19 protein-coding genes are annotated in these 26,830 nt (G+C 47.7%); 2 read left to right on the forward strand and 17 right to left on the reverse strand.

Annotated features, from left to right (window positions below):
* Window positions 1–91: 91 nt before the first annotated feature.
* The 12 genes from K8S19_08305 to K8S19_08360 all read right to left on the reverse strand — a co-directional run bounded on the left by K8S19_08305 (window position 92) and on the right by K8S19_08360 (window position 18,450).
* Window positions 92–3,934: a helix-turn-helix domain-containing protein gene (locus tag K8S19_08305; GenBank protein MCD4813677.1), complete on the reverse strand. Its 3,843-nt coding sequence runs from the start codon at window positions 3,932–3,934 to the stop codon at window positions 92–94.
* On the reverse strand, window positions 3,931–4,653 hold the full coding sequence (locus K8S19_08310) for a nucleotidyl transferase AbiEii/AbiGii toxin family protein (protein MCD4813678.1): 723 nt from the start codon (window positions 4,651–4,653) through the stop codon (window positions 3,931–3,933). The genes K8S19_08305 and K8S19_08310 overlap by 4 nt, the downstream gene beginning before the upstream one ends.
* 65 nt (window positions 4,654–4,718) lie before the next feature.
* A complete protein-coding gene (gene tsaD / locus K8S19_08315) occupies window positions 4,719–5,735 on the reverse strand; it encodes a tRNA (adenosine(37)-N6)-threonylcarbamoyltransferase complex transferase subunit TsaD (protein ID MCD4813679.1) in 1,017 nt (338 codons plus the stop codon).
* Between the two features lie 281 nt (window positions 5,736–6,016).
* Window positions 6,017–7,531, reverse strand: a complete 1,515-nt coding sequence (locus tag K8S19_08320) for a S41 family peptidase (protein ID MCD4813680.1) — start codon at window positions 7,529–7,531, stop codon at window positions 6,017–6,019.
* Window positions 7,532–7,642: 111 nt separating this feature from the next.
* A complete protein-coding gene (locus tag K8S19_08325) occupies window positions 7,643–8,836 on the reverse strand; it encodes a peptidoglycan DD-metalloendopeptidase family protein (GenBank protein ID MCD4813681.1) in 1,194 nt (397 codons plus the stop codon).
* The gene (locus tag K8S19_08330) at window positions 8,833–9,723 is read right to left on the reverse strand and encodes a permease-like cell division protein FtsX (GenBank protein ID MCD4813682.1); all 891 of its coding nucleotides are present in this window, start codon (window positions 9,721–9,723) and stop codon (window positions 8,833–8,835) included. Before K8S19_08330 ends, K8S19_08325 begins: the two co-directional genes overlap by 4 nt.
* Entirely contained in the window at window positions 9,713–10,390 is a 678-nt protein-coding gene (gene ftsE / locus K8S19_08335) for a cell division ATP-binding protein FtsE (protein MCD4813683.1), read from the reverse strand. The genes K8S19_08330 and ftsE overlap by 11 nt, the downstream gene beginning before the upstream one ends.
* Window positions 10,391–10,831: 441 nt before the next feature.
* Entirely contained in the window at window positions 10,832–11,860 is a 1,029-nt protein-coding gene (gene csaB, locus K8S19_08340; protein ID MCD4813684.1) for a polysaccharide pyruvyl transferase CsaB, read from the reverse strand.
* Window positions 11,857–13,860 carry a DUF5693 family protein gene (locus tag K8S19_08345; protein MCD4813685.1) on the reverse strand — a complete coding sequence of 668 codons (2,004 nt, stop codon included), beginning with the start codon at window positions 13,858–13,860 and terminating at the stop codon, window positions 11,857–11,859. The genes csaB and K8S19_08345 overlap by 4 nt, the downstream gene beginning before the upstream one ends.
* Window positions 13,797–14,843, reverse strand: a complete 1,047-nt coding sequence (mltG, locus tag K8S19_08350) for an endolytic transglycosylase MltG (GenBank protein MCD4813686.1) — start codon at window positions 14,841–14,843, stop codon at window positions 13,797–13,799. Before mltG ends, K8S19_08345 begins: the two co-directional genes overlap by 64 nt.
* Before the next feature lie 198 nt (window positions 14,844–15,041).
* On the reverse strand, window positions 15,042–16,442 hold the full coding sequence (locus K8S19_08355; protein MCD4813687.1) for a hypothetical protein: 1,401 nt from the start codon (window positions 16,440–16,442) through the stop codon (window positions 15,042–15,044).
* 73 nt (window positions 16,443–16,515) lie between these two features.
* Window positions 16,516–18,450 carry a S8 family serine peptidase gene (locus K8S19_08360; protein MCD4813688.1) on the reverse strand — a complete coding sequence of 645 codons (1,935 nt, stop codon included), beginning with the start codon at window positions 18,448–18,450 and terminating at the stop codon, window positions 16,516–16,518.
* A gap of 303 nt (window positions 18,451–18,753) precedes the next feature.
* Here K8S19_08360 and K8S19_08365 point away from each other — a divergent pair, with 303 nt between their 5' ends.
* Together K8S19_08365 and K8S19_08370 are read left to right on the forward strand one after the other, a co-directional pair.
* A complete protein-coding gene (locus K8S19_08365) occupies window positions 18,754–19,077 on the forward strand; it encodes a hypothetical protein (GenBank protein ID MCD4813689.1) in 324 nt (107 codons plus the stop codon).
* A 47-nt stretch (window positions 19,078–19,124) separates the two neighbouring features.
* Complete coding sequence (locus K8S19_08370; protein ID MCD4813690.1) at window positions 19,125–19,871, forward strand: glycosyltransferase family 2 protein; 747 nt, start codon at window positions 19,125–19,127, stop codon at window positions 19,869–19,871.
* A 414-nt stretch (window positions 19,872–20,285) separates the two neighbouring features.
* Here K8S19_08370 and ruvX read toward each other — a convergent pair whose 3' ends face one another.
* The 5 genes from ruvX to K8S19_08395 all read right to left on the reverse strand — a co-directional run bounded on the left by ruvX (window position 20,286) and on the right by K8S19_08395 (window position 26,607).
* Entirely contained in the window at window positions 20,286–20,708 is a 423-nt protein-coding gene (ruvX, locus tag K8S19_08375; GenBank protein MCD4813691.1) for a Holliday junction resolvase RuvX, read from the reverse strand.
* The gene (locus K8S19_08380; GenBank protein MCD4813692.1) at window positions 20,708–22,381 is read right to left on the reverse strand and encodes an AarF/ABC1/UbiB kinase family protein; all 1,674 of its coding nucleotides are present in this window, start codon (window positions 22,379–22,381) and stop codon (window positions 20,708–20,710) included. The genes ruvX and K8S19_08380 overlap by 1 nt, the downstream gene beginning before the upstream one ends.
* A complete protein-coding gene (locus tag K8S19_08385) occupies window positions 22,378–22,746 on the reverse strand; it encodes a phasin family protein (protein MCD4813693.1) in 369 nt (122 codons plus the stop codon). The genes K8S19_08380 and K8S19_08385 overlap by 4 nt, the downstream gene beginning before the upstream one ends.
* A 308-nt stretch (window positions 22,747–23,054) precedes the next feature.
* Window positions 23,055–25,682, reverse strand: a complete 2,628-nt coding sequence (alaS, locus tag K8S19_08390; GenBank protein ID MCD4813694.1) for an alanine--tRNA ligase — start codon at window positions 25,680–25,682, stop codon at window positions 23,055–23,057.
* Between the two features lie 295 nt (window positions 25,683–25,977).
* Window positions 25,978–26,607, reverse strand: coding sequence for a recombination regulator RecX (locus K8S19_08395; GenBank protein ID MCD4813695.1), 630 nt, complete (start codon window positions 26,605–26,607; stop codon window positions 25,978–25,980).
* Window positions 26,608–26,830: the final 223 nt, after the last annotated feature.

The following is a 26,830-nucleotide window of genomic DNA, read 5'->3' on the forward strand; positions in this document are numbered from 1 at the left end:
ATTACATTTGTTTGTCAAGCATTCATGCCTATCATCGCTATAGCGCCGGCACGAAGGACGAAAATGCAAGTCGGCTATATGCATATCTGTCTCACCGACTGTATTTTTGCAAAATATTGCGAAACTCCATAAATCCTTTGCTTAATAAATAATTACAAAACTCTTCTGCTCTCTTTTTACTCGCTTGATGATTCTTACTGAAAACACTCTCGAGTATCGCCATAATCTCATCCTGATGAAACGCAATGAAATTTATTTCATTTTCCGCTAAAGCTACTAATATTTTAACAACTTCAGTTGGATAAGTTTCAACCATTGTTTTAAGTTGTTCCATAATTGGTGGAATTGCTTCGATATGCTTGGTTTTTTCCAGCACAAATAATAATTGATCAATCGCCCACTGCGAGTCACACTTCCCGGATCCAAACCAATGCCCAAACGCCGACATTTCATTCAAAAAGATTTCCGGACTCGTTGATAAAAAAAGCATTTTGCATCGCTTTTCCCACATTTTTTTTATGCGCTGCATTTCCATAGCTGATAAATTTTCCGTGCTCCCTAATATATCAAAACCGATCATTTGCATTGCTGTCCCTCTTAATTCATCCGGCGCTCTTTTCCAAAAATTTATAAAAATATCCGATTCTAATTCCAGTTTTCCGCGAATATAAAACAACATCAGATGCCAAGCCAATCGCTTATCTTTTTCTTCCGCAACATCCTCAATTTCGTTGACTGCCCGAGCATACTCTGTTTTCAATATTTCAAAAACATTATCATAGGGCTGACACAACAAAATATATGCCTTCCAGGCCACAGCCCAATATTCACGTTCCCTCTCATCTTCCGGGAATATCCGGGTCCGTGCTTTGGCTGACCATTCCGGTTTTACTTTTGCCAGCCAAGGAAACCAACGCCCGTATACCGAATGAATAGCCAAGCTGGAATCTTGCGTATGATCAAGATGTTTATCCAAAATCTTTTCAATTTCAGGCATCATTTCTTCTCTTTTATCCTCTTCAAAATCATCTGTTTGACTCTGGATTTTATTTCTGTAAATCCACCACATATAATTCATAACTGCATGCATGGCTTTTCCGCGGGTAGAATTGATTGAACGGGAATATGGTTCCATGTCATGTGTGTTTTCATATTCACTTGTCGGATCCGAATCTTCGGTTAATGGCTCTAAAACAGTCCAAACGCTTTTCCGTAGCTTTAAGGGGATTAAATTTTTACGCATACCTTCAACCAGGCAGTCTGCTATCTCCCCCCTGGCTTGGCCCCTATCGTCCGCATTTTCCTCTTTTATTTCGCGTGACTGTCGCATCCACTGACCAAGTTCCAGCATAGACGCCCACTCCAGCTTTGTATTGGTATTACGGATCACTTCTTTAAATCCAAATAATATCCAAAATAAATAATTTGAAGTATATGGACTGGTAAGCCGGGTAAATTGCCGTGCCTCGACAGAATACAATTCAGGCCTGGCTTGCACCAAAGACGACAGCATTTGCGCCAATCCTTCCGCAGAAACGTCTCTGACTTCTGCTGATGGTTTCCAAGCGTTTAAAAATTCAACCAGCTTCTCAATTGGCAAGGCGGCTAACTCGTCCAGGGTTTTTGGGCTGGATTCCCATCCCCCCTCCACTACAACTCCGGTGTTTCTCTTTTTCTCCGCTACACCATATTCTTGAACTAATTTCGTATAATAAGGCTGCCATGCCGCTGGCAAAGCTTGGCCAAACCTGGCCAGACAATCCCTTTGCCAGTGCCGGCGAACTTGCTCAGCCTCATCTTTCCCGGGTTTTCTGTACCTCTTGTCAAAATCCGGCCCGTCTTCAACCCATTTTAAGATCATCGCCTGTTTATCCTGCGGTAAAAATCCAAAACCCTTTTCCAGCAGCGGTCCATATTCATCCCAGCATTCACCACTTGCAAATAACGCCTTGTCTGATAAATATTTATCTGTCAGTTCCGGCGCTGACCCGGGACAAAGGCTTAATAAATGAAGCGCTATCCGCTTGAAAAGCATCCATGGTTTCTCGCTTGAAATTTTTACCAAAACATCAATACCTATAGTCGCATCCAATTGCGTGCCTGTCTTTAATATCAAATCGATTAGAATATTTCTAAGCTCGTACATCTCATATTGCATTGGTTTTTCAATCTCCGGGCGCCAAAAAAAAGAATAATCATTATTATTTTCCGGTTCCTCATCCTTGGCTTGTGAATATCTCAATGCCATATCCAACATCTCGCATAGCCATCGGAACACAGGAACACCGGTTGACTTTGCAAGTTCCGGAATAATCTTCTCCGTTATCTCTTTATACCGGGAAATTTCTACTCTTGTTTTCGGATGCGGGCCATCCCAATAGCGCTCTGCGTTTTCTTTGCTCTTCTGCCAGCGAGGATCCGGGAGTATTACCAGCATTTTTTTCGCCAGCCCGAAAGCTTCCTCCGCTTTTCCTGCCAAAGTATAATACAGGACCAGTTCAGCCAAATGCTTGTCAAGCGGATAAAACAAATATTCATTTACCATCCACTTGGCTGCTTTATCTATTAAACTCATAGCTATATCAATCGGCAGATTCAGCGTTGCTTTAACCAAACCATCAATAACATAGACATTTTGTGTGTCAGGGATGATTAAAATAATATCCGCAACTGCTTGGGGCGCTATTTTGGCCATCCGCACTAAATAACCGGATTCCGCCCAAAATGGAAACGTTATGGAACCATCTTCATTTTGTAGCAGCTCCGGGGGACTTCGAAAAACTGATGTATCTTTTAGCCGTGCAAGCCATTTTGGATTAGAGCATCTTTCAAAAAAGTATTTGCGTATAAAATAGACATCAGGAATTTCTTTGTAGAGTTTTTCCGCATCCTTAGAAGTCGGATTATCTTTTTCCAGTAATTTATCCAGTTCGGCAATCAATCCCGAGCTATGATTGCGCAACGCATGTAAAATCCGCTTCAAATAAACATCCATGTCCGACAAGTTTTTTTCCAGATCACTTGGAGTCATTCGCGGAGCATCCAATCTATCTCGGTGCGCTATTTTTTGCAGGGTTCCAGGCTTTACAAACCACTGCAATTCATCTTCTTCTCTCTCTCCTGTTAATTCTTTTAACAACCTCTCTATTTCTTTTTTATGCGCATCATGTTCACCTTGTTTTTTTTCTATATCCAGATAAAGTCTCAACACATCCCTGATACTGCTTTCAATTTCTCTAAGCAAATGCCCCAGCAAATGCGAGCGAGTCTTTAATTCCCCTCCATTTCGTCTTATCCAGCAAATATCCCAATAAAACGCTTCTGCTCCAGGCCCGGCCAGTTCTTTTAAGTCCTCATAGACTTGTCTTTGGATGCCATCTAATTGAAAATTTTGCTGCGGTCCTAGGGGCATCTCTGCTGCTTTTTTGTCCACCTGCTCAGGCAATTTTCCCAGCTCTAATATCTTTTCCAATTTCGCAAGCGTCGCAATTGTGATATTTTTTTTCCCTTTTTCAAGAGCGGAAATATCCGGCTGCTTTAAACCTGTGCGGCGGGCCAAATCTGCTTGTGTCCAACCCTTCTGTTCTCTGGCCTGTTTTATTTTTCTTCCAATTACCTGATTCTCTTCAGCCGGCGCACCTTTAATCCGCTTGTTTTTACCTTTTTTTTGTTCAAGCAGTTCATAAACACGCTCCCACTTGGCATAATAATCCGGCGCCTCACTGGTGCGCTTCCATTCCCGCCGGATTTTCGGCCACACTTCAGTAAATTGCTCTTTTGTGATGAAGGTAAAAATGTCTTTGGGGCGATCATTGCGTGTTAAAACACGGATAATTTTTTTCGGAAAATCAGGATGTTCAGGAATCTTAAGGATTCGCTCCGTTTCCTTCAAGGCATCTTCCGGCAAATCCCAAAAATAATCTCCGATCTTCATGAGAGTTCACCCTCCAAAAACGCGCTCAATTCATCATCTAAATGACGGATAATCATTTTTGATTTGAGTTTGCGGTCATAAATGGCATCAGCATAATCCAAATAATCTTGCTCAAACTTTTGGGTTGAAAATCTCTTGCGCCACCCTATCATCGTTCGCTGATAGGTGCGTGGAATCGTTTTTAAAAATGAATGTAATGGCTCGATCTTTTTGGACAAATAATAGAGATCAATAACATCACGCGGGACATTTCGACCAACAGCTTGCGGTTCTCCATGTCCATTCTTCTCAGGTACAATTCCGGTAATCGCGATTATTTTTTGAAAATAAATCCGATTGACATCATACACCGGTATACCCTTAATTTTCTTAATAAAATTTTCCCTGGTTAGCTGCGGAAGGACATCTTCTACGAAATCAAGTTTCAATGATTCGGAAGTTTTCTCTATAGGGATGGTATAAAAATGAACATTCATTTTCCCGGGATGAGTAATTTCATCCTTGAATTCCGGTTTGTATCCACCTTTTTTTATTTCTTCAAGAATCGAAACAATTTCCCCATAATTAAACTCAAGTGAAAAGAAATCCAGATCGCGTGAAAAACGATGTTGAAGATAAAAAATCTCCAATGCCGTCCCGCCGGCCAAAGCAAAATTCCCGGGATTTTTGGAAAATAAGTTCAAAATTTCCAGATGTAATTTTCGCAGTCTTTTATTCACATCAACACCGCCAACAAAATATAGCTTATATGCTATATTGATTATAGTTTAAAAGCTATATTTTGTCAACTATCCATTGAAGCAAGATTGGCATAAGCCGGCAAATCCCAAGCAGAGCGCCGACCCGCTGCCAAATAGCGCGCGCCTACGGATGCTATCATGGCGGCGTTGTCTGTACACCACTCCACCGGCGGGCTAAAAAACGGGATACCCTCTTGATGTGCGGCCGCAGAAAACGCCTCCCGCAAAGACCGGTTGGCGGCAACCCCGCCGGTCAGTACCAAAGCATGTACCTCATGCTTTTGAATAACCGCCAGGGTTTTGCGTACCAAATCCTCAATAACCGTCTTTTGAAACCCGGCGGCAATCTCTGCCGCCACCAATTCTTTTCCTGCTTTACGACTGCTCTCGAGCAAATAACGAACCGCAGTTTTTATCCCGGAATAGGAAAAATCCGCAGACCCGTCTTTCATACGCGGAAGGGTGAACCGAATACCGGATTGCGGGTGATTCTTGGCTGCCGCCTCAATGGCCGGACCACCGGGATATGGCATCCCCAACAATTTGGCAACTTTATCAAATGCCTCCCCCACCGCATCATCCCGGGTACTGGCCAGCAATTCATACTCCGGAAGATCGCCCGCTGTCACCAGATAAAGATTAGTATGTCCGCCGGATGCAACCAGCCCGACAAAGGGATAGGGTAAAGCGGGATGATTCAATTCCGAAGCAAACAGATGGCCTTCCAGATGGTTAATGCCAATAAAAGGCAGTTGACGTGCAAAAGCAGCTGCCTTGGCCCATGTCAACCCAACCAATAAAGCACCCATAAGACCGGGACCGCAGGTGGCGGCAATGCCGTCAATATCATCCCAGGATAACCCGGCCTGAGAAAATGTCTCATCAATGACCCGGGGTAGATCGCGCAGATGCTGCCGCGAGGCAAGCTCCGGAACCACCCCGCCATAAGGCGCATGCACCTTGAGCTGCGATGCCACAACAGAGGCAAGCACTTCCCGCTGCTCTGTGACCACGGCTGCTGATGTTTCATCACAAGATGATTCAATGCCGAGTATTTTCATAAAGCTTCCGTTTGCCGCCCTTAATCAAACACCACGCCCGGATCGTTCGAACGTGGTGTGGAGATTGTGCCAAGTATTTGTTTTATTCAGACGAGAAACAAAAAAAACCGGATGATTCACCGTAAATGCTGCTTGACGAATCGATTTGCTTTATCCAATAATACCGTTTCATCTGAATAAAACAAACACTTGGCACAATCCATTAAATTATTTTAATCCCCGGCGTAAGCCCCGACTGAAAAAATACCGTTCTTTGGAACGCTGTCACAGCCTGTGAATTTTTATCTGCCATGCAGCAACAAAATATTAATCGCGTCTTTGGCGCGCTCCACCTGAAGATCTCCCTCCAGCTTGATTTTTCTGGCCGCCTTTACGCCTTTTACTTTCCTTACAATTTCCTGACGAACACGGTTGAGAATAAAGTGAAGGTCCTCGTTGAGCTGCGCCTTATTGATCTCAATGTGTTCATCCTTAAGCCATTTCTGAAAAGCATTTTTGAGTTTTTCATCCCTGGTTTTGGGTTTCAATTTTTTCCAGGAGCTTTCAGATACTTTAACATTTTCATGCTCTTTCTCTTCCGCCGACTCGCCTTTGGGATGCAGTTTTAAATAATGCATGGTAAATTCCTCAAAAGCCCGTGCCTTGATGAGCGAGACCATAAACTCATTGGGCCGGTAGGGTTCAACCGTCATATCCGGTGCAATCCCATTGCCATGGATCATCTGTCCTTTGGGAGTTAGATACCGCGCCGTGGTCATGCGCAATGCCGAACCGTCACCCAACGGTACGATGGTCTGAACCGATCCTTTGCCGAACGAATTTTCTCCCACAATAACGCCGAGATTCCAGTCTTGAATGGCGCCGGCCACGATCTCCGAAGCGGATGCCGACCCGCGGTTTACCAGGACAGCCAAGGGAATGTCCTTAAAAGGACGCATGGTTGAGGAGAAAAAACGGATATTCTGGGATTTATGCCGGCCTTCGGTGTACACAATCAATTTCCCCTGGGGCACAAAATATTCGGCAATCTCGGCCGCCATGTTAAGCAATCCGCCGGGATTATTACGCAGATCAAGAATAAGGCCTTTCATGCCATTGTTTTCCAATGTCCGCAGCGCTTTGTTGAAATCATCGCCGGTCCGTTCCATAAACTCAGTAAGCCGAATATACCCAATTTCGCCTTCCAGCATTTCATGCCGGATTGACTGAATTTTAATCGTATCACGAATGATGGCGACATCAATCCAATCTTCTTCTCCCCGGCGGCGGACGGTCAATTCACATTTGGTGCCTTTTAAACCGCGCATTTTATGCACCGCATCCATAATCGTGATGCCTTCCGTGCTCTCATCATCAATTTTCATAATCTCATCACCCGGTTGCAGACCCGCCCGGTAGGCCGGTGTACCGTCAATCGGGGTGACAATGGTCAACTGATTGTTGCGAACGGAAATCTCTATGCCTAGACCGCCGAAGCTCCCCTTGGTATCCTGACGCATATCTTTGTAGCTCTGCGGGTCCATAAACTGGCTGTAAGGGTCCAGCTCAGCCACCATGCCTTTGATTGCGCCGTAGACCAGATCTTTCTGGTTTATTTTTTCCACATCAACATAATTATTTTTAATCAGGGACATGGACTGAATCAGCGGGCGCAGACTTTCATAGCTGTCTTCCGACAGGCTGATATCCTCGCTGGTAGACCGGGATGCGCCGGAAAGCCAGCCCCCGAAAAATCCAAAAAGACTGAGTGATAATACCGTTGTGGTAATCCAAAGGGTTTTCTTTAAATTCATCATGTAAAACTGCCTCCTGAAAATTATCCGACTGATAAAAGAATCCGTACCGCTTAACTATCGAATTACTCAAAAAAAACCAAGGTTTTTCAACAGCGATTCAAAAAAACGCCACTATTTTTCAAGCCAACTTGAGGGATTCAGCGCTTTGCCCCGTTTTCTGATTTCAAAATACAAGACTGGCCCTTTCCAGGTACCGGATTCACCAAGCGTCCCGATGGCCTGTCCTTCCTTGACCGTATCGCCTTCATTCACCAGGATTTTCCGAAGATGGGCATAGACGGTATTGTAGCCGCCGCCATGATCAAGAATAATCATTCGTCCAAAACCTTCAAACCATTCGGCAAAAAGCACCTGACCCTGGCCAACGGAAATCACATTTTGACCGATAGACCCTTTGATGTCAATTCCTTTATTATAGATATATGTATTAAAACGCGGATGGCGTGATTTACCAAATTTTGTGACGACTCTTCCCCGTGTCGGCCAGGATAAAGTGCTTTTTCTTTTGGCAAACAGCTTGCCATATTGGGCAATACGCTTCTGAATCCTGGACGCCCGCTTTTTCAGCATCGTAATCAATCGGTTTAATTTTTTAGAAGCAGCATCCAATTCACGAGCAGCTTTTTCATGCTGGCCCCGCTCCCGGCGGACACCTTTTAAGATTTTTTCCCGTGTATGCTTGTGCTGTTTTATTTTCCCCAGCGTCCGGCGCGAGGCCGTTTCCATTTCTTCACTTTTTTGTTCCTCGCGTATAAGCTGCCGGGTCCGTTCCAGCAGCATTTTCCGCTCCAGATTCAACCGCTCAACCACATAAGCATTTTGCGCGGCAACAACATGAAAAAATTTCATACGGCTCAATGCCTGCGTCATGGTCTGGGAGGTCGCCAGCACCCGCCAGATACCGCTCTGGCGTTCCCGGTAGATCATCCGCAGCCGCGCAGCCAAAAACTGCTGCATGCGCTTGATTTCCGATTCTGTTTGCGTAATCTGCGTTCGAATATCTATAACTCGGTTTTTGACCAATGCGAGATTGTCGAGATTATCCTGGTGCGCTTCCTCAGCTTCCTCCATTTTTTTTCCTATGCGCTGGATATCCCGAAGAATGGAGCGTTCCTGTTTCTTCTGTTTACGGATGACTTGGCGTTTCTGCTGAATTTTTTTCTTTACCGCGTTTAAATCTTTACGTTCCTGTTGAATATTTTGCTTGTAGGTTTTTAATTCCAGCTGGGCATCCTGCATGGTGGCGGCTTGGGAAACCGCACAGGGTAGAAATAAAAAAAAGAAAGCGGACACCCACACCTTCATTCGTCCAACCGCCTCCCAACGGAAACCAGGCTCCCGACCAGACCCAGCAAGCATCCCGCTGCAATCAGAATACCGCTTCCGCTCAACACCAGCTGCTGGATATTGGCGGGCAGCAAGGACGCAAGATCAATGCCCAACTCGTTATGGGTATAATATTGTAAAACCGCCCAAATGGTATAAAGCAACCCCGTGGCAATCACGCCGCCGGTTGTCCCCTGAATCATTCCCCAAAGCACAAACGGCCCTTGAATAAATCCGTTGGTGGCGCCGATCAGCCGCATGATGCGGATCTCTTCCTGACGGGCATAGACCATCAAACTGATAATATTGGCAACAATCACCACCGCCGCCACGACCAAACTTACGGTCAAAATCATGACCGCCAACTTTATAAACTGTAACGCCTTGAGCAGACGGTTGACATCACCCCCGCCGTAACCAACATCTTCCACTCCGGGAAATTTTTTCAACCAGGCGATAAACCGTTCTACATTCTCAGGCGTTTTTTCCATAAGATTGATGCGGACAGAAGACGGCAGCGGATTGTTTCCCAATACTTTGAGCAAATCCTGTAAGGCTGCGTCTTCAGAAAACTCGGCCAAAGCCTGCTCGCGTGAAATAAACCTGGCCTCAATCACCTGCGGATGATCCTGGATTTTTGTGATAAAACCCGGTATTTCAGATTCCCGGGCGGTTTGATCCAGAAAGAGTACCACTTCAATTTTATTTTCAATAAATTCGGTTAATTTAATCATACTGATATTCAAAATCAACACCATGCCCAATGCCATCAAAGACATGCTCATGGCACCCAAAGAAATGGCATTGAGACGCTTGGCGCGAAACAGGCTGCGAAAGGCTTCCTGAATTAAAAAACTAATTGCCATGGGATCTGTTCCTTTCCCCGTGCACAAGACCCTTGTCCAAAAAAAGCGTCCGCTTCTTCATTTTCTGGATAAAATTCAAATTATGGGTGGTACACAAAACAGTTGTCCCGCCCTCGGTCACCTGTTTGAGCTGCCGCATCATTTCCCATCCGGTTGCAAAATCCAGATTACCGGTCGGTTCATCTGCCAATAAAATCGGCGGATCATGCACAATGGCGCGCGCCAGCACCACCCGCTGCATTTCTCCGCCGGATAAATGCCAGGGCATCACGCTTTTCTTCCGGGTGAGTCCCACACGGTCAAGCGCCTGATTGACTTCCCGCGTCAACGTCCGGCCGGTATATCCAAGAATATGCAAGGTCATGGCTACATTTTCCGCCACCGTGCGGTCATACAGGAGTTTAAAATCCTGAAATACAACCCCGATTTTTCTGCGGAAATAGGGCAGTTGATTTTGTTTGAGTTTGGCCACGTTTTGTTCGAAAACAATCACTTGGCCTTTGGTGGCAAGTATCTGGCGGCTGATGAGACGGATAAGCGTACTTTTGCCTGCGCCGGAGGGTCCGGTAATCATGACAAATTCTCCCCGGTCAATACTCAGAGTAACATCATGCAGCGCTTTGTATTCATTTTGGTAAGTCATAAAGACATGATGAAATTGGATCACAAAAAAACTCCTTGGTCGTGTTGTCCGATTATAAGGCGTACCGCCCCTTGCGTCAATCACTGACCGGCGGTTCACTTCCACCTCCCCAGCCGGGTCCGATCCTGCCATGACTTTGTTTTCGACATACAAAAGCGAAATAACCGCAATTTAACAAAAGCACTGCTTGGCAAAAATTGTTCTTTGACTCTTTATGACGCCTTGTATTCCGAAAACAAAATCATGGCAAGATAATGACGACTGCCAAAGTTCCGCTATGTTTATTTGTCATCGTCAGCCGGGTGCAGGCTTTTTTTCAAAAAGCGAAATGACTTCTGTAAATAAAAGTGTATGAAAAAGATTGTCGTTATCCGGCAGTTTCGATAGGCGTGGTGGTATGACATCAGTTTGAAAGCACTTTGCTTTTTGAAAAAAAGCCTGCACCCGGCTGACGAATAAAAACATTTACAATCCGCAACGATCAAAAGCAGTTTGCACGCTCGTCCGTGCCCGCTCACGCAGTACTGCCACCCGGCGATGCAGGATGCGTGAAAGACCCGGCAACTGTTCCAGCAGCATTTTCAAATCAATTTCTTTTTCATTGGCAACCGGCTGCCCCAATTCATTCATGAGATTGGCTATTTTTCGGTCTTTGCCAAATCCCACCACCACTGCACCTGCCAGTGCGCCCAGAACCAACCCGTGATAGCGCATGCTAAACACCAATTGGGCATCCCGAAAATAGCGGACCGGTTCCGACTCTTTTTGAAATGTACCGGTCATTTTCGAAAACCCGCAGTTCCTAAAAAAAGGCAGACGCCTTATCCGGTCCAGCAATTCGGCATCTCCGCGATTTCCCAGAGAAACAAAGTGTAACTCCCGGCCTTTTTGGTCTGACGCCTGTTTAAGCAGTTCCAACCAATCCGGCACTTTGTTTTCCAGCCAATCAGCCCGCAAACAAACCATCCATTTTTTGGCTTTGGTTTTCTCCAGACCGGGCAGCAACCAAACCAGGTCTGCTCCCAAAAAAAGGTTCTTGGGTGCCACTCCCCTGGCATGGCACCATGCCATACCCGCCTGGTCCCGCGGCACGATAAAATCCACTTTAGACAAAACTATTTTGGCGGCCCACCGGTTCCAGATATGCTTTAAAGGGCCGAACCCCTGACCCAGCAGCAGCGTACGCTTTCCCATGCGCTGGGCAAGCCCGATGATTCCCAGATAATACAGCGGTGATAATGGGCCGGACACATCCTGCAACAGCCCGCCCCCGCCGGATATGAGCACATGGCATTTTTTCACTTCCCGGTAAATCACGCGCAGATCCCATCGCGGTACATGCCGGATATTGAATTCAGCCGATTGCTCCTGTTGCACCCGGTCCAATACGGTCACATGATGGTCTGTGTTGGAAAAAAGCCGAATAATTCTTTTTAAAATCAATTCATCACCCGTGTTGCCGAATCCATAATAACCAGAAACAAGAATTCTCATCGCCGGCTCCGCCAACGCTCCATTGACCGGACCGCCATCATCAGCAGCATCCCGTTGAACAGGCCCAAGCCGACACCCAAGAGCGTTCTCAACAGACTGATATGCAAAGGGGTGTGAATATGACAAAATGTATTGATAATCGAAATTTGACCAATCAATCCGATTACCAGACAAACCCGGGGCCAAACCCGCTCTTGCTTGGCGGACATTTTCAGGCCCATCAATCCAAGTAATAAAAAAGGATGTCCGATAAAAAATTCCTTCCACCGGGGCCGGATGCCGAACAGGGTTTCCATGCTCTCGCGCAAATTCATCTCAAAAACGCTGACAGGAAACCAAGTGACATTGCCGGACCGTACCAGCATGATAAAAATACCTGCGCCTAATAATACCATCGCACCCAGTGTCCAGTAACGATTCTCCCCCTGCCAACGCGCCTTCCACCAATGTCCGTCTGTGATGCCGGGAAATAAATAAATCGCCGCAACCATGAGCGGCACCACATACGCCGCTTTCACGCCAAAAAACATATCCAAACGGTGAATAAAGTTGGTTTGGAATAATAAAACACCGATCCCCAATCCTGCCAGAATATTGATCAAAACAATCAGCAAAAAAGATTTAACCGGTTTTGAAAAAACATCCTGCCGGGCGGTTTCCGCCGGGGAGGTATAGGACGGCACCAGCATAATGCTTATCAACGGCACCAGACAAGCAACCAGCCAGGCGCTTATCTTCCCTCCCCATGCCGCCGACCCCTCAAAATGAATAATCAATAGGGCTGTCACAAATACCACCGCGCTCCAGCGAAAGTACATCGGCCGCAACCGGATTGTCAATACCCGGTCTACCTGCTCATCCTGACCGGAAAAACCGACCGCCCATAAGGCGATCTGCCAAATAAAAAGAAACGCCAGCGCACCGAGCCCGCCATAAAGAATTCCCATGGCAAGATGTCCGGTGCGGCCTTTGTGCGCCGGTGTTGCCGCACCGGTTTGAAAACCCCTCCCGGCCAGATCAATTTTCAGGCTATTAAAAAAATGCACGCTTTGTGCAAAAGACCAGCCCTGGGGAGGTTCTACATAAATAAAATTCACCCCCCGCTCAACCACCGCCCGCAGCAGCCTTTGCTGCAGCCGCTGGGGTGTATAGCGGGCAGCCGTCCGGCGCAGGACACAATGGGCACGCAGTATCTGACGGCGGGAATATTTTTGAAGTGCTGCCCGGCCGAGGCGCGGCAGGTGAAACTCCGGGACCGCCATCACCGGTTTACGCAGCCAGGGAGTTTTCATATAAGAGCTGAAAAAATTATTGGCATGCATTCCTCCGTTCCAAAAAGGGACCACACTGTCCGGCTGAAGCGAATAAATGGCACGGGTAAATTGATTTAAATCATGGGTTTTTCCCCAATCGCCGACCGGCAATAACAAAGCGCTGCGGAATCCCTCTGGAATGGGTCCTGAAGGGATTTCCAATATAAACCGGTTGGGCTCAATTTTTTCAATGGGTGCGGGCAGGCGGATATCGCAGATAAATACATTTTCCCGGATGCGGATTTGAAGCGCCTCCATGCCGAACTGTCCGGTTAAATAAATGGTGGCATTGCTGGTCAACTGATTATCCGCCAGACGGATTTCCATCAGGTCTTTCTCCGGATGCCAGGCTTCCGCCAAACCATAGCGGATCATATCATCCAGGGTGTAGGGAACGCGCATCAATGTCGTGACCCCGGCGGCCTGGAGTTTTTGCAGCGCTTCCGGGTCAGTGCGCATGGCTTGTATCAAACGGTTTTCCGGGAAGGCAATTTCGATGCTGCGCGGCCGGGTCTCGATATCAAAACGCTGGAAAGCGAGCACCGCAATCACAGCCAACGCCATGGTAATCAGACAGGTCGCAACAAAACGTTCAACCAGCCGGGGACCTGGCTGTGATCGGATCATGGTTGGGATGCCGCAGGTGTCAATTGCAGCTGACGGCGCCGGGCCCGTTTTTGCTTCCATTTGGCCCGCTTGTGTTCTTCAAAGGTCTCAGAAAAAACATGGGTCCCATCCGGCCGAACCACAAAAAAAAGATACTCGGTTTGCGCCGGAAAAGCAGCTGCGCGCAGGGCATTGAGCCCGGGATTACCAATCGGTCCGGGCGGCAATCCCCGATGCCGGTAGGTATTGTAAGGTGATTGGGTTTCCAGATCTTCCAGACTCAGTGCACCGCTAATACGCCCCTGGCTGTACAGCACGGTCGCACAGGATTCAAGACGCTTGCGTTTTTTCATCCGATTATAAAAAACCGAAGCAACAACCGGCTGTTCCGGTTTCGCCCGTACTTCCCGCTCGATAATGGATGCCATGGTTGTCAATTTCAAAAGGTCCGCACCCTGGGCTTTGCCCCCGGCAATCAATTCAGGCGAGAGCTTGCTCCGATACTGACCCACCATCTGTTTGGCTATCTGACGGGCAGTCATGCCTTTGGTAAATTGATAGGTATCCGGAAATAAAAAACCCTCCAATGTCCGTCCGGGAATTTCCCATGCTTTGACAAGCCGGGCATCGGTGCCAACCGTTAAAAAATCCTGCGCTGATACCAAGCCGGCTTGTTCTAATTTCTGAGCAATCTGCCCCATGGTATACCCTTCCGGAATGGTGACCGCATGGCGAACCACCTCGCCAGTCTCCAGTTTCCGCACGACCTGGGCCAGATTGGACTTGGGTGCAAAGGCGTACTCACCTGCTTTGAGCCTCCTGGCAGCTCCGGTCAAAATCGCATACACACGAAAAGCCTCGGCACTGCGAATAATTCCCGCCTGCTCAAGCTTCTCCCCAATCACGATCGTGCCGGAGTGCAAAGGAATCACGACAGTTTTTTCCGCTTCACCCGCCAGTCCTGACCAGAGATAAAGCCCCCCGAAAATAGTCATACTGCCTAGAAAAACACAGCCCAAGAGCAAGCTGTAAAAAACAGTCTTCTTAGATAATACCCACTGCACAGTAATCCCCTTCATGCTTTCTCAGAATCATTTCTCCAACAGGACGGTTTCCCGCCTGCTCTACAATACTTTTTTTTATACCATATCCCGCGCGTCTGCACAATGCAGTCCGCGCCTTTCCCCTGCACACCTTCCGAGACAGCCTTGATACAATTAATTCATGCTGTTTTTTAAAATTAAGGATATTCCTCGCAATGCTTAGCGCGCGATCGCCAGCTTGCCGCAGCGTTCCCGCCCGGCCTTATCCCGGATAATATAAATGTACACACCCGATGCCACCGGCTTACCCTGTTGGTTGGCCATCCCCCATTGCGCCTGGCCGGTATTGCCCGGATAACTGGTCATGCCGCCATGATCGTTTGCCCCGGATTCCAGTGTATAAACCAGTTGGCCGTCTATACTGAAGAGCCGAATCGTCGCATCTTCGGTCAAATTCTGAAAGACAATACGTTTTTGCACCCAGGGCAGATCACCTTTCCAGGGATTGGGATAAATAATCACATCTTCCAAATCAGGTGCCGACCGCCGGGGTGTACTGGTCAGCGTAATCGTCGATGTCACTGTGATCGTCGGACTCATGGTATACGTGGGAGTTATGGTCCTGGTCTGCGTGATGGTAAAGGTCTGGGTCACGGTGAGTGTCTGTGTAATGGTGGCGGTGTGCGTGATCGTTGATGTCTCGGTAATCGTCGGGGTCACGGTCGGCGTGTGAATCGGGGTATGCGTACGGGTCAAGGTAATTGTCGCGGTCTGGGTAATTGTCGGAGTCACCGTAACCGTCGGGGTGACTGTATAGGTCGGGGTCTGTGTCATTGTATGCGTAATGGTCGGGGTCACGGTCCGGGTCGCACTGGCTGTCAGGGTGGGAGTCGGGGTCGCGGTCAAGGTTATGGTCGGGGTTGAGGTCCGGGTCGCACTGGCGGTTAGGGTGGGAGTCGGGGTCGCGGTCAAGGTTGTAGTCGGGGTTGAGGTCGGCGTTGCGGTCAGGGTAATCGTCGCGGTCGGCGTCGCAGTCGGTGAAGCGGTATACGTGCTGCTCGGGCTTGCCGTGGGTGTAACTGATGATGTCGGCGTACAGGTCGGCGAAGGCACTACCTCACTGACATAAATACAAGCCCGGTATGAAATACTGTAGTCCGGCGCACCAAAAGGATTGTCAAAAGAACCATAGGTCCACACACGAACCTGGCAGCGATTCGGATCCACATCATTATACGCTCCCACTTCAGTCGTATTACTGCTGACCTGGTAGGCCAGCCAATAGGTCGTACTATTGGTCACGGAAGTATCTGAAACAGTAAATGTATTCCAACCTGTGACCAGCGCCTGCGACCCGCTTTCTGCCAAACGTGTACTGGGAAGTCCTCCGCTGTTACTGTAGATGGCCACCCGGCCATTGGCGCTAGCCGGCACAGATACATATAGATGAATCCGGTTGATGTTGCCGGTTGCCCCGCAGGTGAAATAGGTCGCCACGGCCTCATTTAAAGACATAAGTAATGTCAACGTTCCGGTCCCGGTCTCGCCAAAAGAAACCGCCTGCGCGGCAATTGGCAAACATAACAAAGTCAGTCCAACCAAAAAAATATTTTTTCTCATAGAACTCCTTACTCCAGGAACGATCAGCTTGCCTGGCGAATGCCGGGCGACCGTTCCCTACACTCCCGGTTCCCTATTTTGTAATGGCAATTTTGCCAATGATGCTTCTGGTTCCGCGTTCATCTTCCACCTTGAGGTGCAGATAATAAATACCCGAACCAATATCCTGCGTATTAATTTCTGTGATTCCAAAATCACCCCGATCCACAGGTGTGTCTTCTACACTTAAAACCTGTTCGCCTACAACATTGTATACCAGCAAGGTTACTTTTCCAGTTCCGGAAAAAGCATACGCAATGCGGACAAATGCTTTGCCCGGCTGCGGATAAGCTTGAAATTCATCCTCTGCCAAAGTCAGTGGCACTTGCGTCGACGTCACGGTAATCGTTGATGTAGGCGTGCTGGTTGGGGTGATGGTTGGTGTAGGCGAAATAGTCGGTGTCATCGTAATCGTCGGTGTCCCAGTTGCGGTTCTTGTGGCTGATGGTGTCGGGGTAACAGTCGCGGTCATGGTTGCGGTTCTTGTTACTGTCCGGGTCGATGTAATAGTTGCTGTCGGTGATACCGTAGGTGTAAACGTCCGTGTTCCGCTTATGGTCGGCGTAGAGGTTGGTGTGATCGGGCTGACATTAAGTGAGTTGACAATATTAATTTTGCCTGCGCCCACCACACGCGCATCCCCGCCTTCGCAACCGTTGGTAATGAGTGTTTTTAATTGGGCCGATGTGCGCGTGGAATCTTGCAAGAGCAACAGTGCAGCCAAACCGGCTGCTTGCGGCGAAGCAAATGAGGTCCCATCCACCGGACTCCATCCACCGCCCCGGGCAGTGCAGGTCACACCGCCATCCGGCTCCCAACCGGTGGCATATTCAATCAAGGCACCGCCGGGTGCAACGCAATCCACCAACCCGGATGGATCGCTCCAATTGGAATAATAGGTAACTCCGTCCAATGAGTGGGTCGCTCCCACATTGAAGACCGAAGCATAACAACCGGGATAGACCGGAGTTATCCGCATATTATAATTACTGTTCCCGGCTGAAGCGACCATCAGAATACCGGCGCTATCGGCATTGGTGACCGCCGTGCTGATGACTGTAGAATCCGTTGTGGTCTCCAGACTCATATTCATAATATCCGCGCCATTAAGCCGGGCATAATCAATCCCGCTCGCAATATTGGAAAATGTACCGCTGGCTGAACTATTAAGCACTTTGACTGGTAAAATCTTTATCCGGCTATCCCAGGCTGTCCCGGCCACACCGGAAGTATTATCCACCAAAGCGGCGATCGTACCTGCCACATGCGTACCGTGACCGCGCACATGGGTCCCGCCGATCCACTCATTATCATCATCTGTGTCGCTGTTGCCGCTAACATAATTCCATCCGCTCAGCAGCCTGCCGGACAGGTCGGTATGATCGTCATCCACCCCGGTATCCAACACTGCCACAACGATTTGGGAGGCAGCACTAAAATAATATCCAGTATCAATCGCATCATCCCCCTGAGTACGATGAAGCCACCATTGCGACGACCCGTCTGCATAATAGGTGTCATCAATGCTGCTCAATGCCGTATAGGACGTGGATAGAGCACTGGCATACACCAGACCATTGGGTTCAATATTTTCCACCAACGGATTTTGTTTATATTCCGCTATTGCGGCCTGCACATCTTTACCTGCCGGCAGTTCAACCAATTCCCACCCGGCAATCACCTGTTGGCGTACGCGGGTTTTAAAATGTTTATGAAATGCCGCTTTGGCCTCACCTTGCGATACTGCCGCAGCACCAACTTGTTCATTAAACATTTTTCTGTCAGCCGCTGTAAAATTATCCCGGAACTGAATAAGCAGCTCTCCTTCCACATACTCCGGCAAGTCCCGGCCATGCCGGTCTGCCAGAGCAGGTGCCGACATTTTTTTTACAGGTGATGCTGCATAACTCAAACCTGCCAGACCGGCTATTATAACCATCACCAGAAAAAGCACTGTTTTTTTTAGCATGGAATCCTCTTTTCTAATTTATCGTGCCATTAACTTTTTTTAGATTTTCGTGTCACGATCATCACAAGTGCCTATCCAACCAGACTAATGGAAAAAATCATAAAAATCACTCATTTTCTTGAATAGATCCCTGTTTATATAGTATAGCAATCCCCTGCAACGCTTTCAAGTTCTCCGGTGAAAACCTTTCTTTCCTATTTACAAATTCCGGCTTCATACCTATAATAACGCCATATTCAAATTCAAGTATTAAAGGGGGCTTTTGCCATGGCGATGCATTCCCACCGCCGTTCCGACAATAATCTGGGAACCACTAAATCAGGCATTGAACCAACTGTTGCAGGTGCTTTGGCGTATTTACTCTGGTTTATTTCCGGTATTTTCTTTTATATTCTTGAAAAAGATAACCCCTTTGTCCGTTTTCATGCCCTGCAATCCACCATGCTTTTCGGCGGACTGTTTGTCATAATCATGATTCTCAAAGTCATCCCGGTCCTGGGATTTATTCTTAATTTTTTCCTGTCGATTGCCGCTTTTTCAGTCTGGCTTTTTATGATGGTCAAAGCTTCTCAGGGCATCGCCTTCAAGCTCCCGGTGATCGGGGATATTGCTGAAAGAAACATCTAAGCCTGCATGGTGTTGGTCTGCCTCACTGAATCCGGAGAAAATTGCTGATGATCAACGGGAAAAAAATCGCTGTCGTTTTACCGGCCTACAATGCATCAAAAACACTGGAAACCACCTATCATGAAATCCCCAAAAATATTGTTGATGAATGTATTCTTGTTGATGACCATAGCATTGATCAAACCGCTAAATTAGCTGAATCATTGGGCATCGAAACCCATATCCACAACGCCAACCGCGGCTATGGCGGTAATCAAAAAACCTGCTACCGCACCGTCCTGAGCAAAAACATTGATATCGTGGTCATGCTCCACCCCGATTACCAGTATACGCCCAAACTTTTACGCTCGTTGTGTTCCCTCTTGGCGGACGATGTTTATGAAATTGTACTGGGGTCAAGAATCCTGGGCAGCGGGGCTTTGCTCGGCGGCATGCCGGTCTATAAATATATTGCCAACCGCGTACTTACGCTGCTGGAAAATTTATTATTGGGCGCCAAGCTTTCCGAGTACCATACGGGATACCGCGCCTATAAGCGTGAGGTCCTGGAAAAAATTCCTTTTGAAAATTTTTCCAATGATTTTATTTTTGACAATCAGTTTTTAATCGCCGCCATCCAACAGGGAATCTCCATCGGCGAGGTATCCTGCCCCACCAAATATTTCAAAGAGGCATCTTCGATTAATTTTATGCGCAGTTCAAAATACGGCCTGCTCTGTCTCTGGTATGCTTTCTGGGCGGGCTGGACCCTGATCCCCCGGCGGATCGCGCGGTTCTTCAAGATATTGTTCTGAATATTCAGCCCCACGGCAATTCCATTTATTTTCCGCATGTCAGAAATCCTGTGTCCCTTTCAAAAATAAAAACCGCAAAAGACCGGATATTCCAAGTGGGTTTTACGGTCAGCCCGGGAAATGATTTTTCTTCTTTAAAGCGCTTTTTTATTTTTGAAAGGGACACAGGCTTTCTGAATGCAATATTCAAAGTAGTATCAGCAAATTAAGCCGGCGCATTTTACAAGACCAAGTATGCTGGTTGGAAATTCCCGAACACTCAAGTCATCCTGAAGGTTTGCATCCTTTTTAAAATAAAAACAAGCAAAAAAGGATACCATGTTCCCCTTTGCTATTGTGCAGGCCCGGAACAAATCCAGATATTCATTCAATACATTTTTTAGTTTAAAAAGGATGCAAACCTTCAGGATATTCTTAAATTAATCGTTTCGAGTCCATCCAGGTTTGCAAAATAATCGCAGCCGCCAGTTTGTCCACCACCTGCCGCTGCTTGGGACCGGACATGCCGCTTTGTGTCAATACCCGCTGGGCCGCGACAGTACTGAGACGCTCATCCACAAACTCAACCGGAACCGTACAGCGCTCCTGGAGTCTGTTGCCAAAAGACCGGACCGTCTCCGCTGCGGTTCCCTCTTGGCCTGACATATGTTTTGGCAGACCTACCACCACGGTTGCAACCTGCTTTTCCTGAATAATCGCAGCAATCTCTTCCATCACCTTGTCCTTGCGGTTGCGAAGCGTGGCCAATGGCTGTGACGTAATCCCCAGCGGATCGGAAATCGCCACCCCGATACGCCGAACGCCATAGTCCAGCCCGAGAATACGCGCTTTCGCCATCACATTTTCCCTGAGCGCAGTATGGCAATAATCAATAAAAGCCCGAACAATCCTGCCAGGAGAAAACCGATCAAACCCAAAATTGAAAAACCGCCCCACTGCGGTCCCACCTGAGAAGCCAAAATAAGCGAAGAACCGATAATCAATGCGGCGACCACCAGCGCAAAAGAGACACGATTGCCGGTACGATCAATATTATGCTGCAACCCTTCCAGCCCTTTGTGCTCAAACTCCATTTTAAGCTTGCCGTGTTGAAGTTTCCCCAACAGGTCCTGCATCTGGTTCGGAAGTCCGGATAAAAATCGGTACAGCTCCTGTAGCCGGTGATAAAACTGTTCAACAATTTGACGCGGTTGATACCGCTTGAGAATAATTTTTTCCGCAATGGGACGGGCGGTATCAATGAGATTTAATTTAGGATTGAGTTTTCTGCCCACGCCTTCGGCACCCAGGAATGTCTTGGCCAAAACAATAAAATCCGGGGGCAACGTTATTTTAAATTTGGTGGAAAGCCCCACCAAATCCTGCAATGCCCTGCCAAAGGATATTTTTTCTATTGGCACATCATAATACTGCTCAAGAAAAATGCCCACCTCGCGTTTGAGCAGGCGGCGGTCAATCCCCTCTTCCACGGTTCCCAGACGCAAATAGGCATCCACCAAATTATCGACATCCTGTTCCTCCAGTGCCAGCAGCATATCTGTAAACGCGGCAACGGTTTCATTGTCCAGCCGCCCGACCTGCCCGGCATCCAAAAAAACCAATGCATTGTCTTTCGCAAGAATAAAATTCCCGGCATGCGGATCTGCATGAAAAAAGCAGTCCTCCAGCGTCATTAAAATATAGCCGTCAAACAGGGCTTGGGCGATCTCCTTTTTCTTTTGTGCCGGGGTCGTCGCAGGTATTGCAGATAGTTTAATCCCGTCAATATATTCCAATGTCAGACATTTGCTTGTGGTTAAATTCCAATACACTTCGGGAAAACGATATCCCGGCCGTTTTTTAAAATTCCTTTTAAATCGCCCCAGGTGTCTGGCTTCAATCAAAAAATCCAATTCTTCATGAATAATCCTTTCAAATTCGTCCACAAATTCCACCGGGCGGCGCGGCAAATCACTGTTTTCAATATTTTCCCATGCCTTGGCCATGAACCGCAGAATTTCAAGGTCTGATTCAACCTTCCGCTTCAATCCCGGACGCTGTATTTTGATAACCACTTTTTTATTTTGCCTGGTAACGGCGTGATGGACCTGGGCAATCGAAGCTGCGGCAAAAGGTGTCTTGGAAAAAGATTTAAAGTGATCGGAGACCGCCCCCCCCAACTCCTGCCGGATGACTTGTTCCGCACTGGGTTCGGTAAACGGCGGTACCCGGTCCTGGAGCTTTGACAACTCCTGAATATATTTATCCGGAAGAATATCCGGACGCATGGAAAGCACCTGACCCATTTTAATAAATGTCGGCCCCAATTCTTCCAGCATCTGCCGTACCCGTGTGGGGGTTGACGCTTTCTGCTTCTGGCGCCGGACAATCCGTTCCTTGGCAGGTAAATAACCGCCTAAATTTAACCGGCCGATTAAAAACCCAAATCCGTGCTTGGTCAACACGGTCAGGATCTCACCAAACCGGTTAAAATCCTGGATCGTGCTGCCTATCTGGCTTAACGGAATCATTTACCGGCGGATTTCTTTTTTGCCGATGATTTGGCCGCAGTCTTTTTCTTGGCAGGTCCGGTTGGCTTGTTTTTTTTTGCCACTTCCCGCTCCAATTCATGAATACGCTTTTCCATTTTTTTCAACTGCACCTGTGTGGCGACATTCACTTTGGTATAAACTGTATTCACCTGCGTGTGAATATTTTTCTCGACATCTTTGCGTGTGCTCTCAGCCCGCCGCATCATCTCTTCGGCCAATTTCCGGCCTTCCTTCTCCCGAATCTTTCCCTGCGCGATCAATTCCGTAACAATTTTTTGGGCGCGATCCTTGGACAAACTCAACGCACCCACTCCTGCCAAAAACACTTTTTTCATTGTATCCATTCGACTGCCTCCTTGAAAAAATGTATTTGCATGTTCCTGAAAAAACAAACTTGAAGCTGCTATCCTCTCCAAGCCTGTGCAAGCTAGTGAGCAAGTATGCTGCCAGGATCCGGATGATCAGGCTTTTCCCCACCCTGTTTGGTCATCACCTTTTTATTTATTCACACCCCCGGCTTGCACAATGTCCTTTGGCAGCTAACGCGATCATTAGCTTGTGCAGGCTATCCCGCATACGATTCCCAGGGGATGCAACCACTCTCCGTACCGAATATCGCACTTCATGACATCTTTTCCGATTATCAGTTTTTTTACCCTGTCACCATTTTTTCCAGCACCGCCGGTGTGGCGGCCAAAGCCGCCTTGAGCTTTTCCGGATTCTTACCGCCTGCCTGCGCAAAATCAGGACGTCCCCCGCCCGAACCCTCGATCACTTTGGCGATCTCACGAATCAAATTTCCGGCATGCACTTTTTTATCCAGTAAATCTTTTGTCACTGCCGCAATTAAGGTCGCCTTGCCGTCTTCCGCCGTGCCCAAAACAATCACACCGGAACCGATTTTTTGTTTAAGCGCATCTGCCGCCGCACGCATGGCGTTCATATTAAATCCCGGCAGCTCAGCGGTAATACAGGCAATACCTTTAATTTTGGTCGCTTGGTGAATTAAATCATCGACACTCGTACTGGCATGCTTGATCATATTTTTTTCTTTTTCTTTTTCCAGTTCCTTAACCCGGACCATTAATTTTTCCACCCGGGCCGGAACTTCTTCCTCAGAAGTATGTAATGTTTGACAGACATCACGCACAACATTTTGTTGCCGCTTGATTTCGCGCAATGCATTCTCGCCTGTTACCGCGACAATGCGCCGGACACCCGCAGCCACACTGGATTCCGTCACAATCTTCATCAAGCCGATCTCCCCGGTATCCCGCACATGGGTTCCGCCGCAGAGTTCTTTGGAATACGCATCCACCTGGACCATCCTGACTCGATCACCATATTTTTCTCCAAACAGTGCCATCGCGCCTTTGGATTTGGCCTCCTCAATGGAAAGCTCCTGCGTATCCACTTGGACATTTTCCAATATTTTTGTATTAACGATGTCCTCAATACGATCCAATTCAGTAACTGTCACCGCCTGAAAATGGCTGAAATCAAAACGCAAGTCCTGGGAACGCACCTCTGATCCGGCCTGTTCAATATGCTTCCCCAAAACCTGTCGGAGTGCGGCGTGCAGCAAATGCGTGACAGTATGATTCCGGGCAATGGCCGTGCGTTCACCGCTTTTCACTGCTACCTGAACCGACTCATTGATCGCGAGACTGCCCCGCTTCATCATTGCAAAATGAAGAAAATGTCCTTCCGGTGTTTTTTGTACATCCGAAATTTCCGCCAGCATTTCATGATTCGACAACTCACCCTTGTCCGCCAACTGGCCGCCGGATTCAGCATAAAAAGCGGTGGTATCCAGTATCACGACCACCTCATCGCCTGCTTTGACATTTTTGACGGCTTGCTCTTTTTGCAGCAATGCGAGAACCTTGCCCTTCACGATAAGATTCGTATACCCGGCAAAATGAGTAGGAACAATTTTGGATGTCAAAATGCTCATAGCCGGAGAAATCACCCGGTCCCCGCTGCCGGCCCAAGCTGAGCGGGCGCGGTCACGCTGCGCCGTCATCTCCCGGTTAAAACTGTTTTCATCAATACCCAGTTTGTGTTCTTGGGCAATTTCCCGGGTCAAATCCAGCGGAAATCCGTAGGTATCATAAAGTTGAAAACATTGTTTCCCGGAAATAATGGTTTTGCCGGTTTTTTTTACCTCGGCAATCGTATCATTTAAAATCGCCAACCCGGAATCAAGTGTATGCTGAAAACGTTCTTCTTCGCTTTTGACCACCGAGACCACGTGCTCCCGGCGTTCTTTTACTTCCGGATAGTGGGCTGCCATCAAACCTACAATAACCGGTACCAACCGGTAGAGAAAAACATCATTTAGCCCCAGCAGCTTGCTATGCCGCACAGCCCGGCGCAAAATACGGCGCAAAACATAGCCGCGCCCCTCATTTCCCGGCAACACGCCATCGGCAATTAAAAACACGGATGACCGGATGTGATCTGCAATTACTTTCATCGAACTATCATTTTTTTCATCTTTGCCATAGCGTTTCATCGTTTCTTTGGCAATAGCTTGAATCAACGGCTGAAAAAGATCCGTATCAAAATTGGAGGAAACACCTTGCATCACCGCTGCCAGACGCTCAAGTCCCATGCCGGTATCAATGTTTTTTTGTGGTAAGGGTGCCAGACTGCCATCGGCTTGCCGGTCAAATTGGGTAAAAACCAGGTTCCATATTTCCAAATAACGATCTTCATCCTCATCCGGGCCGGCCTCAGGCTTGCCCGGTTTGGGTCCGATATCATAAAGAATTTCACTACAGGGGCCGCAAGGGCCGGTCGCGCCCATGGTCCAAAAATTGGTTTCTTCACCCATGCGGACAATTCGTTTTTCCGCAAGACCTACATCATTTTTCCATATTTCATAGGCCTCACTATCATCTTTGTAAATGGTCACCCATAGTTTTTCTTTGTCCAGCTTGCAAACTGTTGTAAGAAACTCCCACGCCCAGGTAATGGCCTCTTGCTTAAAATAATCGCCAAAAGAAAAATTCCCCAGCATCTCAAAAAAAGTATGGTGCCGCGGCGTAAAACCAACGTTTTCAATATCATTGGTGCGGACACACTTCTGCGCAGTCACCGCGCGGGTAAATGATTTATTGCCGATACCGAGAAACTGGGCTTTAAACTGAACCATCCCGGCAACCGTAAACAATACGGTGGGATCATCCGGGACCAGTGACGCACTGGGACGATGCGCATGGTTTTGTTTTTTAAAAAACTCAATAAATTGATTGCGAATTTCGCTGCTTGTCATACCTGCCTCCAAAATAGTTTAAAACACCCGGCCGCTATCGTGCTGGCGCGAACACGATGGGCGTAAGCCCATCGATGAAGCGAGTCAATATCGCCGATTTAAGGTGGAGCACCGAATTGATAGTTCAGCAGATCGGTGCGACATCCTGCCGTATTTGGGGCAGGGCGAACACCTCACGACAAAAATACCACGGGCTGCGATAGCGTCCCAAAAAAACATTATCCATCCGGTCGGGGTATCAAGTATGAGCCCGAGAAAAATCATCATATATCATGCGGGTCAAGCCCGTGGATTTTTATCCCTCAGAAAAAAAATCGTTCATCACCGCACGAATACATTCATACTGAAATCCCCTGCGGCCTAAAAACGCCGTCAGGCGCCGCCGGGCGACTGCGCTATCAAGTTTTTGATACACCCGCATTTTACGTTCTGCCAATTCCCAACAGCGGTCTTCTTCATCACCTTCAACCTCTTGGGCAATGGCCGTCTCCACGATTTGGCGGTCAATGCCCCGCTTCATCAATTCCAACTGAAGCCGCTGAGTTCCCATGGATGCCATGGTCATCCGGTCCCGGATAAACATCTCAGCAAAGACCTGATCATTAATCAAACCGGTGTGCTGCAAGCGATCCAACACCGTTGCCGCAATCGCATCCTCAATCCCGCGTTGACGCAGTTTCACTGACAATTCATAGCGGGAATGGGCCCGCCGCTCCAGCAAGCGCAGACAGCGCGCTTGCACCTGCAATTCCTCTTCACTCCGCATAATGGTTTGTAAATCCTGTGGTTCCACCACCTGACCGGTTTTCAAATCCAACTTGGCCACCACTGCCTGGTCTACACCGAAAAAAAACACGTCATCTATAAAAATGGAGTACCGCTTTTTTCGTTTCACTTGTGGTTGAATGGCAGTGATTTCCGGCATATACAAACCAATCTATTCTAAATTTTTTTTTGCCCAAAATAAAGATAATTTGTTGAATTTAACTAAATGAAAAATTTGCGTTTTTCACACCAACAGCCTAACTACAGAAACGACCACCCGGTATTGCTTTTATTCATACGAACACGAAAAACACCTGATGATTCATGGTTTGTGCTGCTTGGAAAATTGTTTTACCCTATCCATCTATATCGTTTCGTATGAA

Source organism: bacterium, assembly GCA_021108215.1.
In the GTDB taxonomy this organism is placed as follows: Bacteria; Oederibacteriota; JAAXVQ01; order JAAXVQ01; family JAUVAV01; genus JAIORK01.